Annotated in this window: 13 protein-coding genes; 10 read left to right on the top strand and 3 right to left on the bottom strand. The window is 72.3% G+C overall.

What is annotated here, in order from left to right; all coding sequences use genetic code 11:
* Positions 1-160: 160 nt before the first annotated feature.
* Positions 161-1,576 (top strand): DNA repair protein RadA, encoded by a 1,416-nt coding sequence (gene radA / locus ACWGH0_RS29850; RefSeq protein ID WP_453407376.1) that lies wholly within the window; start codon positions 161-163, stop codon positions 1,574-1,576.
* A 90-nt stretch (positions 1,577-1,666) separates the two neighbouring features.
* Positions 1,667-2,791, top strand: coding sequence for a DNA integrity scanning diadenylate cyclase DisA (gene disA / locus ACWGH0_RS29845; protein WP_453407375.1), 1,125 nt, complete (start codon positions 1,667-1,669; stop codon positions 2,789-2,791).
* Between the two features lie 63 nt (positions 2,792-2,854).
* On the opposite strand, the gene ACWGH0_RS29840 is transcribed toward disA, so the two are convergent.
* Complete coding sequence (locus ACWGH0_RS29840) at positions 2,855-3,748, bottom strand: hypothetical protein (protein WP_453407374.1); 894 nt, start codon at positions 3,746-3,748, stop codon at positions 2,855-2,857.
* Between the two features lie 147 nt (positions 3,749-3,895).
* Between ACWGH0_RS29840 and ACWGH0_RS29835 the strand changes: the two genes are divergently transcribed.
* The 5 genes from ACWGH0_RS29835 (at position 3,896) to cseC (ending at position 8,317) form a co-directional block, all read left to right on the top strand.
* Entirely contained in the window at positions 3,896-4,801 is a 906-nt protein-coding gene (locus tag ACWGH0_RS29835) for an A/G-specific adenine glycosylase (protein ID WP_453407373.1), read from the top strand.
* A gap of 147 nt (positions 4,802-4,948) precedes the next feature.
* Positions 4,949-5,506: a SigE family RNA polymerase sigma factor gene (locus ACWGH0_RS29830; RefSeq protein ID WP_453407372.1), complete on the top strand. Its 558-nt coding sequence runs from the start codon at positions 4,949-4,951 to the stop codon at positions 5,504-5,506.
* Between the two features lie 41 nt (positions 5,507-5,547).
* Positions 5,548-6,162, top strand: coding sequence for a hypothetical protein (locus ACWGH0_RS29825; protein ID WP_453407371.1), 615 nt, complete (start codon positions 5,548-5,550; stop codon positions 6,160-6,162).
* 42 nt (positions 6,163-6,204) lie between these two features.
* Positions 6,205-6,909, top strand: a complete 705-nt coding sequence (gene cseB, locus ACWGH0_RS29820; RefSeq protein WP_453407370.1) for a two-component system response regulator CseB — start codon at positions 6,205-6,207, stop codon at positions 6,907-6,909.
* A gap of 106 nt (positions 6,910-7,015) precedes the next feature.
* Positions 7,016-8,317 carry a two-component system sensor histidine kinase CseC gene (gene cseC, locus ACWGH0_RS29815; RefSeq protein ID WP_453407369.1) on the top strand — a complete coding sequence of 434 codons (1,302 nt, stop codon included), beginning with the start codon at positions 7,016-7,018 and terminating at the stop codon, positions 8,315-8,317.
* A 109-nt stretch (positions 8,318-8,426) separates the two neighbouring features.
* Here cseC and ACWGH0_RS29810 read toward each other — a convergent pair whose 3' ends face one another.
* Positions 8,427-10,043 (bottom strand): MDR family MFS transporter, encoded by a 1,617-nt coding sequence (locus ACWGH0_RS29810; protein WP_453407368.1) that lies wholly within the window; start codon positions 10,041-10,043, stop codon positions 8,427-8,429.
* Positions 10,044-10,190: 147 nt separating this feature from the next.
* Between ACWGH0_RS29810 and ACWGH0_RS29805 the strand changes: the two genes are divergently transcribed.
* Complete coding sequence (locus ACWGH0_RS29805) at positions 10,191-10,721, top strand: TetR/AcrR family transcriptional regulator (protein WP_453407390.1); 531 nt, start codon at positions 10,191-10,193, stop codon at positions 10,719-10,721.
* Positions 10,722-10,727: 6 nt separating this feature from the next.
* On the opposite strand, the gene ACWGH0_RS29800 is transcribed toward ACWGH0_RS29805, so the two are convergent.
* Complete coding sequence (locus tag ACWGH0_RS29800; RefSeq protein ID WP_453407367.1) at positions 10,728-11,438, bottom strand: M23 family metallopeptidase; 711 nt, start codon at positions 11,436-11,438, stop codon at positions 10,728-10,730.
* Between the two features lie 419 nt (positions 11,439-11,857).
* Here ACWGH0_RS29800 and ACWGH0_RS29795 point away from each other — a divergent pair, with 419 nt between their 5' ends.
* Entirely contained in the window at positions 11,858-15,178 is a 3,321-nt protein-coding gene (locus tag ACWGH0_RS29795) for an NACHT domain-containing protein (RefSeq protein WP_453407366.1), read from the top strand.
* Between the two features lie 133 nt (positions 15,179-15,311).
* A complete protein-coding gene (dacB, locus tag ACWGH0_RS29790; protein ID WP_453407365.1) occupies positions 15,312-16,976 on the top strand; it encodes a D-alanyl-D-alanine carboxypeptidase/D-alanyl-D-alanine endopeptidase in 1,665 nt (554 codons plus the stop codon).
* Positions 16,977-17,020: the final 44 nt, after the last annotated feature.

The raw sequence follows: 17,020 nt of genomic DNA, 5'->3' as shown, positions 1-17,020 counted from the left end.
CGGCGACCGTAGGCAAAGGAGGCAGGCCCCTTCGTACCCCTTGAGCAGTTTTAACCCGTACGGGTGAACACATCCCTCAAAAGGGGACAGGAACGCGGGATTCCGGCCGCGGTGCACGAACGGAGACGGGCTGTCAGAGGCGACCTGTACGGTCACCACCATGGCTGCCCGTACATCTCGTTCATCCGCCAAGGACCGGCCGTCCTACCGCTGCGCCGAGTGCGGATGGACGACCGCCAAATGGCTCGGCCGCTGCCCCGAGTGCCAGGCCTGGGGGACGATCGAGGAGACCGGCGCGCCCGCCGTACGGACGACGGCCGCCGGCCGGGTGAGCAGCGCGGCGCTCCCCATCGGGCAGGTCGACGGCCGCACCGCCACCGCCCGCTCCACCGGCGTCGACGAGCTGGACCGCGTCCTCGGCGGCGGCCTGGTGCCCGGCGCCGTCGTGCTGCTCGCGGGCGAGCCCGGCGTCGGGAAGTCGACGCTGCTGCTGGACGTGGCGGCGAAGGCGGCGAGCGAGGACCACCGCACGCTGTACGTCACGGCCGAGGAGTCCGCCAGTCAGGTGCGCCTGCGCGCCGACCGGATCGGCGCGCTCAACGATCATCTGTACCTCACCGCCGAGACCGACCTGTCCGCCGTGCTCGGCCACCTCGACGCGGTCAAGCCGTCGCTCCTGGTCCTCGACTCCGTCCAGACGGTCGCCTCGCCCGAGATCGACGGCGCGCCGGGCGGCATGGCCCAGGTGCGGGAGGTCGCGGGCGCGCTCATCCGGGCGTCGAAGGAGCGCGCGATGTCGACGCTCCTGGTCGGTCACGTCACCAAGGACGGGGCGATCGCCGGTCCGCGCCTCCTCGAACACCTCGTCGACGTCGTGCTGTCCTTCGAGGGCGACCGGCACGCGCGGCTGCGGCTCGTGCGCGGGGTCAAGAACCGTTACGGCGCGACCGACGAGGTCGGCTGCTTCGAGCTGCACGACGAGGGCATCACGGGCCTCGCCGACCCGTCGGGGCTGTTCCTGACCCGGCGCGCCGAGGCCGTGCCGGGGACGTGCCTGACCGTCACGCTCGAAGGCCGCCGGCCGCTGGTCGCCGAGGTGCAGGCGCTGACGGTGGACTCGCAGATCCCCTCCCCCCGGCGCACCACCTCGGGTCTGGAGACCTCCCGGGTGTCGATGATGCTCGCCGTGCTGGAGCAGCGCGGGCGCATCACCGCCCTCGGCAAGCGCGACATCTACAGCGCGACGGTGGGCGGCGTGAAGCTCACCGAGCCCGCGGCCGACCTCGCCGTCGCCCTCGCGCTGGCCAGCGCCGCCAGCGACACCCCGCTGCCGAAGAACCTCGTCGCGATCGGCGAGGTGGGCCTCGCGGGCGAGGTCAGAAGGGTCACCGGCGTACAGCGCCGGCTCGCCGAGGCACACCGCCTGGGGTTCACGCACGCGCTGGTCCCGGCCGACCCGGGCAAGGTCCCGGCCGGCATGAAGGTCACCGAGGTGGCCGACATGGGAGACGCCCTCAGGGTCCTTCCCCGGCGCACTCGCGCACAGGCCCCACAAGGCGAGGAACAGCGCCGGTAGACTTTGCCCTGGTCTCGCCCACCCGTACGAGTACGCGAGGCGAAGTTCAGTGCCCCAAGGGCACCGCAACCGTGTGACCGGAGGAGTGCAGTGGCAGCCAACGACCGGGCAGCAGCATCCGGGAAGTCCGGCGGAGGCTCGGGCACCGAAGCGCTGATGCGCGCCTCGCTGAGCGCCGTCGCGCCCGGCAAGGGGCTGCGTGACGGCCTGGAGCGCATCCTCCGCGGCAACACCGGCGGCCTGATCGTCCTGGGTATGGACAAAACCGTTGAATCCATGTGTACGGGCGGATTCGTCCTGGACGTGGAGTTCACCGCGACCAGACTCCGCGAGCTGTGCAAGCTCGACGGCGCGCTGATCCTCGACAAGGACATCACCAAGATCCTGCGGGCCGGCGTCCAGCTCGTGCCGGACGCGTCGATCCCCACCGAGGAGACCGGCACCCGCCACCGCACGGCGGACCGCGTGTCGAAGCAGTGCAACTTCCCCGTGGTCTCCGTCTCCCAGTCCATGCGCCTGATCGCGCTGTACGTCGACGGGGAGCGCCGCGTCCTGGAGGAGTCGGCGACGATCCTGTCGCGCGCGAACCAGGCGCTGGCCACCCTGGAGCGCTACAAGCTCCGCCTCGACGAGGTCGCGGGCACGCTGTCCGCCCTGGAGATCGAGGACCTGGTGACGGTCCGCGACGTGACGGCGGTGGCGCAGCGCCTCGAGATGGTGCGGCGCATCGCCACCGAGATCGCCGAGTACGTGGTGGAGCTGGGCACCGACGGGCGTCTGCTCTCCCTCCAGCTCGACGAGTTGATCGCGGGCGTGGAGCCGGAGCGCGAGCTGGTCGTGCGGGACTACGTGCCCGAGCCGACGGCGAAGCGTTCCCGCACGGTCGACGAGGCGCTGACCGAGCTGGACGCGCTGCCGCACTCCGAGCTGCTGGAACTGCCCGTCGTGGCACGGGCGTTGGGGTACAGCGGTTCGCCGGAGACGCTGGACGCGGCGGTCTCGCCGCGCGGCTACCGGCTGCTGGCCAAGGTGCCGCGGCTGCCGGGCGCGATCATCGAGCGGCTCGTCGAGCACTTCGGCGGGCTCCAGAAGCTGCTGGCCGCGAGCGTCGACGACCTCCAGACGGTCGACGGGGTCGGAGAGGCGCGGGCGCGGTCGGTCCGTGAGGGGCTGTCCCGCCTGGCCGAGTCGTCGATCCTGGAACGCTACGTCTGATCCGGCCCGCGCGGCCCGTGCCGCCGCGCCGCGGTACGCCCCGGGCGGGGCGTACCGCCGCTGTCAGTCCTTCTTCAGGGTGAACGTCGCCGGGGACTTCGCGCCCGGCAGCTCCAGCAGGTAGGTGCCGTCGTCCACCGTGGCGGCGGACGGCGTCGCGCAGCGCGGCGCGCTCTTGCGCAGGTCCCAGTCGACGGTGTGCGTGACGGTGCTGTGCGCGGGGACGCGGAGCAGCAGGTTGCCGGGGCCCTCCGGGCAGTCCTTCGAGGACCAGACCGTCTTGTTGTCGTCGTCGGTGATCGTCAGCACGGCGGCCTTCGGGCCGAAGTCCATCTTGCAGGCGGCGCCGGAGGTGTTCTCCACGATCAGCTCGAAGGTGGGCTTCTCGCCCGCCTCGTACTCGTTCTTCACGCTGCGCAGGGACAACTCCACCGTTGCCGCCTTGCAGTTGGGGAGCGTGGAGTTCGCCGGTACGCGCTGCGCCGCGCCACTGCCGCCATCGCCGGCGACCACGCTGCCTCCGGCCCCGGAACCGCCGCCCGCACCCGAACCGGACCCGGAGCCCGATCCGGACCCCGAACCCGGACCGGATCCGTCGCCCGCCCCGGCGTCGGACCCGCCGTCGCCGCCGCTGCCCGCGTCCGCACCGGAGCCGCCGTCCTGCCCGCCGCCGCCGTCACCGCCGCCGTCGCCTTCACCCGTACCGCCCGCGTCGTCACGGCCGCCCGGGTCCTCGCTGATGGCGGGGCCCGACGAGTCCGGTCCGGGGGTGATCGTGGAAGGAGCGGGAGTGGCGCCGCCGCGGGCGCCGTCGTTCCTGGCGCCCTTGCCCCCCGCCGACATGACGACCCATAGGATCACCAGTGCGATCAGCACCAGCAGGGACAGCGCGACTGCCCTCCGGCGCCAGTAGATGGAGGAGGGAAGCGGCCCGACTGGATTGCGCATAGATCCCACGGCGCAAACTGTACGAGAGATCAAGGCCAACTCCCGCCCCACCCGCCGCCCGTTCCGCAACTTTTCACGATCATCATTCCGGGACGCCGGGATCACCCCTGCCCTTCGTCGGGGTACGGCACGAAACGTGTCAGGATCGGTGGTGCCATGACTGCGACAAGCGAAACCCACCAGAACGCCGCCACCGCCCTCCACACCCCCGTCATCGCGTGGTTCGACGCCAACGCGCGCGACCTGCCCTGGCGCCGCCCCGACGCGGGCGCCTGGGCCGTGATGGTCAGCGAGTTCATGCTCCAGCAGACCCCCGTGAGCCGCGTGCTCCCGGTGTACGAGCAGTGGTTGGAGCGCTGGCCCCGTCCCGCCGACCTGGCCGCGGACGCGCCGGGCGAGGCGGTCCGCGCCTGGGGCCGGCTCGGCTATCCGCGCCGCGCGCTGCGGCTGCACGGCGCGGCCGTGGCGATACGGGACCGGCACAACGGCGAGGTGCCGGTCGACCACGCCCAGCTCCTGGCGCTGCCCGGCATCGGCGAGTACACGGCCGCGGCCGTCGCCTCCTTCGCGTACGGGCAGCGGCACCCGGTCCTCGACACCAACGTCCGCCGCGTCTTCGCCCGTACGGTCACCGGCGTCCAGTACCCGCCGAACGCCACCACCGCCGCCGAGCGCAGGCTCGCCCGCTCCCTGCTGCCCGAGCAGCGGGCGACGGCGGCCCGCTGGGCCGCCGCCTCGATGGAGCTCGGCGCTCTGGTGTGCACGGCGAAGAGCCCGGACTGCGGGGCCTGCCCGGTCTCGGAGCAGTGCGCGTGGCGGCTGGCGGGCAAGCCGGCGCACGTGGGGCCGCCGCGGCGCGGCCAGACGTACGCCGGTACGGACCGCCAGGTGCGCGGCAAGCTCCTCGCCGTGCTCCGGGAGGCGAGCGAACCCGTTCCGCAGGCCGCGCTCGACGCGGTGTGGCACGAGCCGGTGCAGCGCGCGCGGGCGCTCGACGGGCTGGTCGCCGACGGGCTCGTGGAGCCGCTGGCGAACGGTGTCTACCGGCTCCCCACGAGCTGACCACACCTCCGTTACACAACCGATGGACAGCCGTGCGTCCGCCGAGGGCTGGACCGCACAGTGCCGTGACAACGCCTCCGTAGCGTCACCGCCGTAAGCAAGCAGGTCACGGGGTCTGTTTGTCAGTGGGACGGAGGCGGTTCAGACATGGCGCACGGCGAGGTGCTCGAATTTGAAGAGTACGTACGCACTCGGCAGGATGCCCTGCTGCGGAGCGCCAGGCGTCTGGTCCCCGACCCGGTGGACGCCCAGGACCTCCTCCAGACCGCGCTGGTGCGCACGTACGGCCGCTGGGACGGCATAGCGGACAAGTCGCTCGCCGACGCCTATCTGCGCCGGGTCATGATCAACACGCGGACCGAGTGGTGGCGGGCCCGCAAGCTCGAAGAGGTGCCGACCGAGCAACTGCCCGACGCGAGTGTCGAGGACGGCACGGAGCAGCGCGCGGACCGCGCCCTGCTGATGGACGTCCTCGGCGTGCTGGCGCCCAAGCAGCGCAGCGTGGTCGTGCTGCGACACTGGGAGCAGATGAGCACCGAGGAGACGGCCGCGGCGCTGGGCATGTCGGCGGGTACGGTCAAGAGCACGCTGCACCGGGCGCTGGCCCGGCTCCGGCAGGAGCTGGAGAGCCGCGCACTGGACGCGTACGCCCTGGAGCGTGCGGAGCAGGGGGACGAACGGGGGATGGAGCGTTGCGCGGCCTAGGCAGGGGCGGCAGGTTCACCGTGGCGGCGGGTGGCACGGCGATGGCCGGCGTCGCCGCCGCCGGCCTGTTCGTGGTGGCGTGCAACGCCGGGGGCACGGGCGCGCGGGACGCGGGTCCGGCGCGCACGGACCCGGTGGCCCGGGCCGCTCCCTCGGTGGACGAGTCCGCTCCGGCCGGCGCGAAGCGGGTGGACCCGGTGGCGCTGCTGCGCAACGATCCCGAGGTCAGCGAGACGGTGAAGCGGGACCTGAAGCCGTGCGTCCGGGACGAGTACCCGGTCGACACGTCGTACGGGAAGCTGACCGGCGGGCCCGCCAACGACGTCGTGGTGAATGTGATGACGTGTGGGGACGCTGTGGGCGTGGGGACGTATGTGTACCGCGAAAGCGGGGACGCGTACCAGAATGTCTTCGCGGCCGAGGCGCCCGCGGTCTACGCGGAGATCGACCGCGGTGACCTGGTGCTGACCAAGCCGGTGTACCGGAAGGACGATCCGATGGCCTATCCGTCCGGCGAGGAAGTCGTCACGTACCGCTGGACGGGGAGCAGGTTCGTCGTGCACGACCAGGTGCACAACGACTTCAGCCGCGCGGTGGGCGGGGACGGCGACGTGGACGGGTCGGCGCCCGGCCCGGCCGTCCCGTCGGAGAACTGAGCGGCCCGAGACGCGGGCCGAAGAGAGCAGAGAGCAGCGGAGATGGCCGAGACGCATGTCCTGTTCGTGGAGGACGACGACGTCATTCGCGAGGCGACCCAGCTCGCGCTGGAGCGCGACGGCTTCGTGGTCACCGCCATGCCGGACGGACTGTCCGGCCTCGAGGCGTTCCGCAGGGACCAGCCGGACATCGCGCTGCTGGACGTGATGGTGCCGGGCCTGGACGGGGTGAGCCTGTGCCGGCGCATCCGCGACGAGTCGACGGTGCCGGTGATCATGCTGTCGGCGCGCGCCGACTCGATCGACGTCGTACTGGGCCTGGAGGCGGGGGCCGACGACTACGTGACCAAGCCGTTCGACGGCGCGGTGCTCGTGGCCCGTATCCGGGCGGTGCTGCGCCGCTTCGGGCACGCGGGCGGATCGGCGGGCGGGCCGTACGACGGCGGGGGCTCGCCGGACGGCGGGCTGCTCGTCTTCGGCGACCTGGAGGTCGACACCGAGGGCATGGAGGTCCGCAGGGGCGGCCGGCCGGTCGGTCTGACCCCGACGGAGATGCGGCTGCTGCTGGAGTTCTCGTCCGCGCCGGGCACGGTGCTGTCGCGCGACAAGCTGCTGGAGCGGGTCTGGGACTACGGGTGGGGCGGGGACACGCGGGTCGTGGACGTCCACGTGCAGCGGCTGCGCACCAAGATCGGCCAGGACCGGATCGAGACGGTCCGGGGCTTCGGCTACAAGTTGAAGGCATGACGCCGCCGCGCGTGCGCGCCCGCGCCCGTGTCCGCATCGTCCGTACGGGCCGCGTCCGGGTCCGCATCGGCGCCCGGGCCGGGATACAGAACGGGGCCCCCGCACCATGCGTCTAGCCCTGCGCACCGGCGTCCGCTGGAAGATCAGCATCGCCATCGCCGCCGTCGGCGCGCTCATCGCCGTGGCGCTCAGCCTCGTCGTGCACAACGCGGCCCGCGTCTCGATGCTGGACAACGCCCGCGACGTGCAGATCGAGCGCCTCCAGTTCGCGCAGCGGTGGTACGACTCGTCGCACGAACCCCGGTTCGGCACCAAGCTCAACGACCCGGCGCTGCCCGAGGAGCTCAAGGACAGCATGGCGAGGGGCCGCCGGGCCACCTTCGTCTCGGACCGGCCGGGCGGTGTGCCCGACGTGTGGGCCGCCGCGCCCCTCGGCAACGGGGACGTGCTGTCGCTGCACACCCGGTTCACCGACCGCAGCGCCGCGATCATGGACGAGGTGGACCGCGCCCTGGTCATCGGTTCCGTGTCGGTGGTCTTCGTCGGCTGCGCGCTCGGCGTCCTGATCGGCGGCCAGCTCTCGCGCCGCCTGCGCAAGGCGGCCGCCGCCGCGGGCAAGGTCGCCCAGGGCAACACGCAGGTGCGGGTACGGGACGCGGTCGGCGGGGTCGTGCGGGACGAGACGGACGAGCTGGCCCGCGCCGTCGACGCCATGACCGACGCCCTCCAGGAGCGGCTGGAGGCGGAACGGCGCGTCACGGCGGACATCGCCCACGAGCTGCGCACTCCGGTGACCGGCCTGCTCACGGCGGCCGAGCTGCTGCCGCCGGGCCGCCCGTCCGAGCTCGTACGGGACAGGGCGCAGGCGATGCGCACGCTCGTCGAGGACGTACTGGAGGTGGCGCGGCTCGACAGCGCGGCGGAGCGGGCCGAGCTCCAGGAGATCGCGCTCGGCGAGTTCGTCGAACGCAGGGTGGCGCTTCTGCACCCGGACGCGGAGGTCCGGGTGGTGCACGAGTCGTGGGTGAACACCGACCCGCGCCGGCTGGAGCGCATCCTCGGCAACCTCCTCGGCAACGCCGCCAAGCACGGGAAGGCGCCCTTCGAGGTCACGGTCGAGGGCCGGGTCGTACGGGTGCGGGACTACGGGCCCGGGTTCCCCGAGGCGCTGCTCAGGGAGGGGCCGAGCCGGTTCCGTACGGGCAGCAGCGACCGCGCCGGGCGGGGGCACGGCCTCGGCCTGACGATCGCGGCCGGTCAGGCGCGTGTCCTCGGCGCGCGGCTGACGTTCCGCAACGCGCACCAGGAGGGCGGTGCGATCGCGGTGCTGTGGCTGCCGGAGCACGCGCCGACGTCGACGGGCAGCTTCCCGGCGGTGCGGCTGCCGGACGCCCGGCCGCGAGGGTAGCGGCGGCGGACGTCCGGTCGTACGTAGTTGCGAGGGCGCGGGCGCGGCGGCCGCTGGGCGCGGGCCGCGTGGTCGCCGTACCGGGTGGGCCCGGCTCAGCCCGTACGCGTCACCCGCGCCCCGCGGCGACGGCGCTCTCGCGGGAGCCGTCACCGCTGTCCCCGGCCTCCGCGTCGGGCGCCGCCTGCGGCCCCGCTCCCCGCAGCGGCACCTCCTTGACGAAGAAGGCGGCCACGAACCCGGTGATCGCGACGAGACCGCCCAGCAGGAAGGCCGCCTGCGTCCCGGAGGCCACCGCGAACTGGTACGCCTCCCTCACCTGCTCCGGCAGCTTCGCCAGGCTCGCCGCGTCGAGCTGCGCCGACTGCGCGGTGACGGCCGAACCGCCCCGCTCGGCCATCGTGTCCTGCACCCGGCCGGTGAACAGCGCGCCCATGACCGAGACGCCGAAGGAGCTGCCGAGCGTACGGAAGAGGGTCGTCGTCGAGGAGGCGACGCCCATGTCCTTCATCTCGACGCTGTTCTGCGCGACGAGCATCGTGATCTGCATCAGGAAGCCCATGCCGGCGCCGAGCACGGCCATGTAGACCGCCGAGGTCAGCCGCGAGGTCCCGGTGTCCATCTGGGCGAGCAGCAGCAGCCCGGCGACCATCAGCCCGCCGCCGAGGATCGGGAAGATCTTGTACTTGCCCGTGTTGGTGGTCATCCGGCCGGAGACCAGCGAGACGGCCATCATCGACAGCAGCATCGGCAGCAGGAGCAGGCCGGAGTTGGTGGCCGAGGCGCCCTGGACGGACTGCTGGAACAGCGGCAGGAAGAGTACGGCGCCGAACATCACGAAGCCGGTCAGGAAGCCGATCACCGACATGAGCGTGAAGTTGCGGTTGCGGAAGATGTGCAGCGGCATGATCGGTTCTTCGGCCCGGGCCTCGACGAACAGGAAGCCGACGAGGGCGGCGACACCGACCGCGGTGAGTTCCATGATGACGGCCGATGACCAGGCGTACTCCGTACCGCCCCAGGTGGTGACCAGCACGATCGCCGTGATGCCGACGGTCAGCAGCGCCGCGCCGAGGTAGTCGGTCCGCGCCCGCGACCGCTCCTTCTTGGGCAGGTGCAGTACGGCGGTGACCATCGCCAGTGCGACCGCGCCGAGCGGCAGGTTGATGTAGAAGCTCCAGCGCCAGCCCAGGTGGTCGGTGATGGTGCCGCCGACCAGCGGCCCGCCGATCATGGCGAGCGCCATGACGCCGGCCATCATGCCCTGGTACTTGCCGCGCTCGCGGGGCGGGATCAGGTCGCCGATGATCGCCATGACGCCGACCATCAGACCGCCCGCGCCGAGTCCCTGCACGGCCCGGAAGCCGATCAGCTGGCCCATGTCCTGGGCCATTCCGCTGAGCACGGATCCGACGAGGAAGACGACGATGGCGGTCAGGAAGACGCCCTTGCGTCCGTACAGGTCTCCGAGCTTGCCCCAGATCGGCGTGGAGGCCGCGGTGGCCAGGGTGTACGCCGTGACCACCCAGGACAGGTGCGCCAGGCCGCCGAGTTCGCCGACGATGGTCGGCATGGCGGTGCCGATGATCATGTTGTCGAGCATGGCGAGCAGCATCGCGATCATGAGTGCCAGGAGCACCACGCGCACACTGCGCGGCTGAGCCGCCGCCGCCCGTTTCTTCTCGTTCCGCCGCTTCGCCCCGGCCTGCCGCTTCGTCGCGCCCATGATCCCGTCCCCGGTTGCTTACTTGCCGTCCGGCAAGTTGACTACACTCGGGGAAGGTAGACCCCCACTAGCCGGGCGTCAAGTAAGTTTCTTGGGGAGAGCAGCGTGTCCAGAGGCAACACTCGTCAGCGCATTCAGGACGTCGCCATGGAGCTGTTCGCCGAGCAGGGGTACGAGAAGACCTCGCTGCGCGAGATCGCCGAGCGGCTCGACGTCACGAAGGCGGCGCTCTACTACCACTTCAAGACCAAGGAAGACATCATCGTCAGCCTCTTCCAGGACCTCACCAGGCCCATGGACGAGCTGATCGCCTGGGGGCAGGAGCAGCCGCGCACCCTGGAGACGAAGAAGGAGATCCTGGTCCGCTACAGCCTCGCCCTCGCCGCCGCCGCGCCGCTCTTCCGCTTCATGCACGAGAACCAGGCGACGATGCGCGACCTGAGCATCGGCGAGACCTTCAAGGAGCGCATGTTCGTGCTCCTGGAGCTGGTGAAGGACCCGGACGCCGTACTGACCGACCAGGTCCGCTGCGTCAGCGCGCTGTTCACGATGCACGCGGGCATGTTCGTGCTCAGGGACGTCGAAGGCGACCCCGAGGAGAAGCGCAGGGCCGCTCTCGAGGTCGCCATCGATCTGGTGAGCCAGGCGCACGGCCGGGCTCCCGGGGTCACGCGGTGACGGGGATCAGACGCTGACGCCCTCGGCACGCAGGAACGAGACCGGGTTGATCGCGGTGCCGTAGTTCGGCGTCGTACGGATCTCGAAGTGCAGGTGCGGGCCGCTGGAGTTTCCGGTGTTGCCGGAGAGGGCGATGCGCTCGCCGGTCTTGACCGTCTCGCCGAGGTTCACCTGGATCTTGGACAGGTGCGCGTACTGCGAGTAGGTGCCGTTGGCGTGCTTGATCACGATCGCGTTGCCGTACGCCGGCCCGTCGCCGCCGCCGTTGGGGCCCGCCTTGACGACGGTGCCGCCGTGCACGGCGTCGACCGGGGTGCCGACCGGCACCGCGAAGTCCTGGCCGGAGTGCTTGCTGGCCCACATGCCGCCGCCCTTGCCGTACGTGGCGCTGAGCGAGTAGCGCTTGACGGGCTTCTCCCAGGAGCTGGCCTTCTTGGCCTTCGCCTTCTTCGCGGCGGCCGCCTTGGCCTTGGCCGCGGCCTTCTTCACGTCGGCCGCCTTCTTGGCGTCGGCGGCGGCCTTCTTCGCGCTGTCGGCGGCCTTCGCCTGCACCTGGGCCTGCTTCTCGACGGCGGCTGCGGCGGTCCCCTCGGCGGCGAACGCCACGCCCGCCGTGCCCAGCATCATCGACGCGCCGAGCCCGGCGGCCACGACGGCGTTGCGGCGGGTACGGACGGACGAGGAGCGGGCGCGGGAGAACATGTCGAACTTCGTCATGCGGGGGGAACCTCCGGGGTGAGTGAACCCGGCAGTCCGCCGGGCTGGCTTCACATTGGTAACCCGTGCTCCCACCGCTCCCAAAATGGCCCATCTACTACCAAGAGCCGTATGAGAGGTGTCAACTATTCGACTCTTGACGCTATCCGCCAGAGCTCTCCCAAGTATCGAAATAAGCTCACTTTGACCGGTTTAAGCCCACGCCAGAGGGGCTGAATCCGGCCACCCGCACGGGCCCGCCCACTCCTCTCCCGCACCGCCCGAAGGTCCCGTCCCCCTTGGCCCGAAAGTCCCCCGCCGCACGGGCCCGGAGGCCACTAACATCCTTCGTAGACCCCAAAACGCCTGTGCGCCTTGTCACCGCCGGACCCCCCGATACGCTGATCCACTGGACTGCACAGGCCCCGGGGGGACGGCGCGTGGATGCCGCAGCAATCGGTACGCGACTCGCATCGAGCGTGGTCGGACCGCTGGTCAAAAGCCTCTTCGTCACGGAGGGACCGGGCGCGGGCCTGGTCGACAGACCGGTCCGCCTGGCCGGGTACGTGTCCTTCCGGGGCGAGAAGCGCACCCTCACCCGCGCCGACCTGCGCAAGCTCTCCGCCGAGCTGGTCCGCCAGGCCCTGCGCACGGGCGAGCGGCCCCTGCCCGCCGACGAGGAGCAGGCCGTCACCGACGCGCTGACCAGCACCCTGTACGCCCTCGGCGACCTCACGCTGAGCGATGTGGAGGCCGTGGAGCTCGGCCACAGCGCCCTGGCCCGCCGGCTGCGCCGGGAGAGCGACCGCCCCGAGCGCCACCTGTCGGCCGACGCGACGTACTTCTACGAGCGCCTGCTCGACGCCACCTGTCTGCACATCCTGCACTTCTTCACTCAGCGCTCGACCTTCGTCGCGGCGACCCTCGTCACGCAGAGCCGCCGCCAGGGGGAGCTGGTCGCCAAGGTGGACGAGCTCATCGCCCGGCATCCGCTGCCGGGCGCGCAGGACGTGGCGTTCGAACAGCGCTATCTCGCGTACGTGGCGAAGAAGCACGGCAAACTCACGATCTTCGGCATCGACCTCAGCAACTCACCGGGCAAGTGGCCGCTGGACGCGGCCTATCTGAGCCTGGAGGCGACCGCGCGTACCGTGCCCGGCGCCGGGCACGGGCCCCTCTCCGACGACGATCTGCACCGGCTGGTCCGGGAGTCCGCCGAACGCTACCGGGAGCACGCGGGTTTCGTGGCGGCCCGGCTCGGCCACGGACCCGCCCGGGACACGCGCTCCCCGCAGGACCCCTCCGGCCTGCTGCCTCCCGCCGCCGTCACCCCCCGCCCCGCCGACCAGGCCCTCGCCGGCCACGAGCGCGTCCTGCTGCGCGGCGAGGCCGGCTCGGGCAAGACCACGCTCGTCCAGTGGCTCGCGGTCACGGCGGCCCGCCCGGACCTGGACGACCGGATGGTCTACCTCCGCGACCGCGTCCCCTTCGTACTCCCCCTGCGCACCCTGACCCGCCACGGCGAGCGCCTCCCCGCCCCCAAGGACTTCCTGGCCGCCGTCGGCTCCCCGCTCGCCGGCGAGCAGCCCGCAGGCTGGGAGTCCCGCGTACTGCGGGCCGGGCGCGCCCTGGTCCTCGTCGACGGCATCGACGAGATCCCGGACAGCGAGCGGGCCCGCACCCGCGCCTGGCTGAGCGACCTGATCGACGCCTGTCCGGGCAACCGCTGGCTGGTCACGTCCCGGCCCTCGGCGGTACGCGAGGACTGGCTCGCCGAGGAGGACTTCACCGAGCTGACGCTGTCCTCGATGAGCCCGGCGGACGTCACCGCGTTCATCGAGCGCTGGCACGCGGCGGCCCGTACGGGCTCGGACGAGGACGACGCCGACCTGCTGTCGTACCAAAACCAGCTCCTCGCGGCCGTACGCGCCAAACCCGACCTGGGCCGCCTGGCCACCAACCCCCTGATGTGCGGCCTGATCTGCGCCCTGCACCGCGACCGCCGCGGCTTCCTGCCGCTGGGCCGCAAGGACCTCTACACGGCGGCGCTGTCGATGCTGCTCGTACGCAGGGACCGCGAGCGCGACATGGGTGTGCCGGAGCTGCGGGAGGAGCCGCAGGTCCAGCTCCTCCAGCGCCTCGCCTACTGGCTCATCCGCAACGGCCGTACGGAGATGGACCGTTCGCGGGCCGAGAGCGTCATCGCCGACAGCCTGCCCGCCGTCCCGGAGATGGCGGCGCTAGGCGACGCGAAAGCGGTCTTCGACCACTTCCTGCACCGCAGCGGCCTGCTGCGGCAACCCGCCCCCGGGACGGTCGACTTCGTCCACCGCACCTTCCAGGACTTCCTCGGCGCACGGGCCGCCGTCGACGAGGGCGATTTCGGCGTGCTCGTGGGGCACGCGGCCGACGACCAGTGGGAGGACGTCGTCCGCATGTCCGTGGCGCACGCGCGCCCACGGGAGCGGGCGGAGTTCTTCACCGACCTCCTCGCGTACGGCGACCGGCACGCGGACCCCGCCGCCCGGACGCGCGTCCACCTCCTGGCGGCGGCCTGCCTGGAACACGCCGCCGAACTCGCCCCCGTCGTACGCCGGCAGGTCGAAAGCCGCGCGGCGGCGCTGATCCCCCCTGCCGACGCCCAGGCGGCACGCGAACTCGCCGCCGCCGGGCCGGTCGTCCTCGACCTTTTGCCGGGGCCGCAGGACGTGGACGGCGACGCGGCGGCGCTCGTCGTCACCGCCGCCTCCCACGTCGGCTCGGACGCCGCGATCCCGTTCCTGGCCCGGTTCCGCGAGCACCGCTCGACGGCCGTCCGCTCGCAACTCGTCTGGAGCTGGTACCGGTTCGACACGGACCAGTACGCCGACGAGGTCATCGCGCACCTCGACCCGCACCACCTGTACTTCACGGTCGCCTCCGACGCGCAACTGGCCGCCCTGACCCGGCTCGGCGGCCGTCCGTGGCTCGAAGCCAGGGGTGACCTCGCACCCGAGGGACTCGTCTCGTACGCGCGCACCACCGGACTGGACAGCGTCAGGGTCCGGGAGAACGACCGGCTCACCTCCCTGGAGTTCCTCCGGGGGCAGCAGGACCTCGGCCATCTGGACATCTCCGACTGTCCGGCTCTCACGGACCTGTCGGCGCTGGCGGGGACCGGTCTGCACACCGTGTACCTCGACGAGGTCCCCCACGCGGACCTCGGAGTCCTGTCGTCGCTGAGCCGGCTGCACACCCTGCGGCTCGGCGGCGCCGGCCTCCCCCCGGTGGCCGGGCTGCCGGCCCCCGCGTCCCTGACCGACCTCAGCCTCCAACCGGACGGCCCGCCGGCCGACGGCCTGCGCGGACTCGGCGGACTCCAACGGCTCCAGGCGCTGACGCTCGGACGGTTCGGCGGCCCGTACGGAGCGGCGGACTGGGAGGAGCTGGCGCTCCTCACGGACCTGCGGCTCCTGCACCTGTACGCCGGGTACCTGGAGTCGGCGCCGCCCTCCTTCGCGGCGCCGTCGGTCCACCAGCTCGTTCTGCGGGGGACCGTCGTCCAGAGTGACCTGGACAGCGTCGTGCGGTCCTTTCGCGGGCTCCGCACGCTGACCATCTCCTCGCTGGAGAAGGACATCGACGTGTCGCCGCTGGCCGCGCTGCCCGGCCTGCGGCGCATCGCCTTCCCGTTCGGGGACGGGGACGGCCGGCTCCGGGGCCTGGACTCGCTCGGCCCCGCCGTGGAGGTGACCGGCTTCGGCGACGTCACCGCCGACTGAACGCACCCGGCGGCGCGCCCCCTGCGCGCCGTCACCGCCGACCGAACGCGCCCGGCCGGGCGCCCCGCTGTTCCCACCACGCCCGGCACGCGCCTCCTTCCCCCCGCCACGCCCGTCCGCGATGCTCCTCAGCATGAGTAGACCCGTGATCCGCGCCCCCCGCCGCACGATCCCCGCGTTCCGCTCCCCCTCCCCCACAGCCGCCCGCACCCGCCCGCGCGCCCGCACCCGCGCATGGACCCTGGCCGTCGTGCTCGCCGGTGCGCTGGCCTGGGGCTCGTCCGGCGCCACCGTCGCCGGGCCCTCCGACACCGGCCTCAAGGGCGCCATCGACACCATCCTCACCGACGCCCGCCTCGACGGCGGCGCCGCGAGCGTCGTCGTCGCCGACGCCTCCACCGGAAGAACGCTCTACCAGCGCGACAGCGGCGACCGGCTCATGCCGGCCTCCAACACCAAGCTGCCCACCTCCGCCGCCGCCATGGCCGTCCTCGGGCCCGACCACCGCTTCCGTACGGACGCCCTGGCCACCGGCGTCCGCCACGGCTCCGTGCTGCGCGGCGATCTCTACCTCCGCGGCTCCGGGGACCCCACCACCCTGGCCGCGGACTACGACGCGCTCGCCGCCGAGGTGGCCGCCTCCGGCATCAAGCGCGTCACCGGCCGCCTCGTCGCCGACGACACCCGCTTCGACACCCAGCGCCTCGGCCGCTCCTGGGCCGCCGACGACGAATCCTCGTACTACTCCGCACAGATCTCGGCGCTCACCGTCGCACCGGACACCGACTACGACGCCGGCTCCGTCATCGTCGAGGCGGCCCCCGGCGCCGAACCGGGAGCCGAACCCGAGATGCGCCTCACCCCGCGCACCGACTACGTCGATCTCGACGTCCGCGCCACCACCGTCCCCGCGGGCCGGCCCGACACCCTCACCGTCGAGCGCGAGCACGGCTCGAACACGATCGTGGTCAGCGGTGACATCCCCGTCGGCGCCAACCCGACCAAGGAGTGGGTCAGCGTCTGGGAGCCGACCGGTTACGCCGCCGCCGTCTTCGCCGACGCGCTGGAAGCCCACGGCGTACGCGTCAGCGGCCCCACCCGCCTCGGCCGCGCCACCCCCGCGAAAGCCGAGCCGCTCGCGTCGCACACCTCCATGCCGCTGAGGGAGCTGGTGCGCCCCTTCATGAAGCTGTCCAACAACATGCACGCCGAGGCCCTCACCAAGACCATCGGCTACGAGACGACCGGCCGCGGCACCTGGAGCGCCGGCCTCGCGGGCATCTCCGCGTACCTGAAGAAGGAAGGCGTGAACACGGCCGTCCTCCGTCAGGTCGACGGCTCCGGCCTCTCCCGCATGAACAACATTCCCACCGCCCAGCTCACCGAGCTGCTCCTCGCCGTGCGCACCGCGCCCTGGTACGCCGACTGGTACGCGTCCCTGCCCGTCGCCTGCGCCCCGGACCGCGCGACCGGCGGCACGCTGCGCTCGCGCATGTGCAACACCCCCGCCGCCCTGAACGCCCGGGCCAAGACGGGCACCCTGACCGGCGCGTCCGGCCTCTCCGGCTACGTCACGGACGCGGGCGGCCGCGAGCTCGTCTTCAGCATCGTCCTCAACAACCACCTGGCGGCGTCGGTGAAGTCCATCGAGGACGCCATCGTGACCACCCTCGCCTCCTCGACCACCGACCGCACCGTCCTGGTGCGCCCGACCGCCCCCCGGGCTGTCGCTCCCCCCGCCGCCGGGGCCGCCGACGCGTCCCTCGAATGCTCCTGGCGCAAGCCCGCCGTCTGCTGAGCGGAACGCCGAAAAGGGGTGGCCCCGGAACTTTCGTTCCGGGG

The organism is Streptomyces sp. NPDC054887, from assembly GCF_053610585.1.
This window is presented reverse-complemented; position numbering and strand designations above follow the sequence as displayed.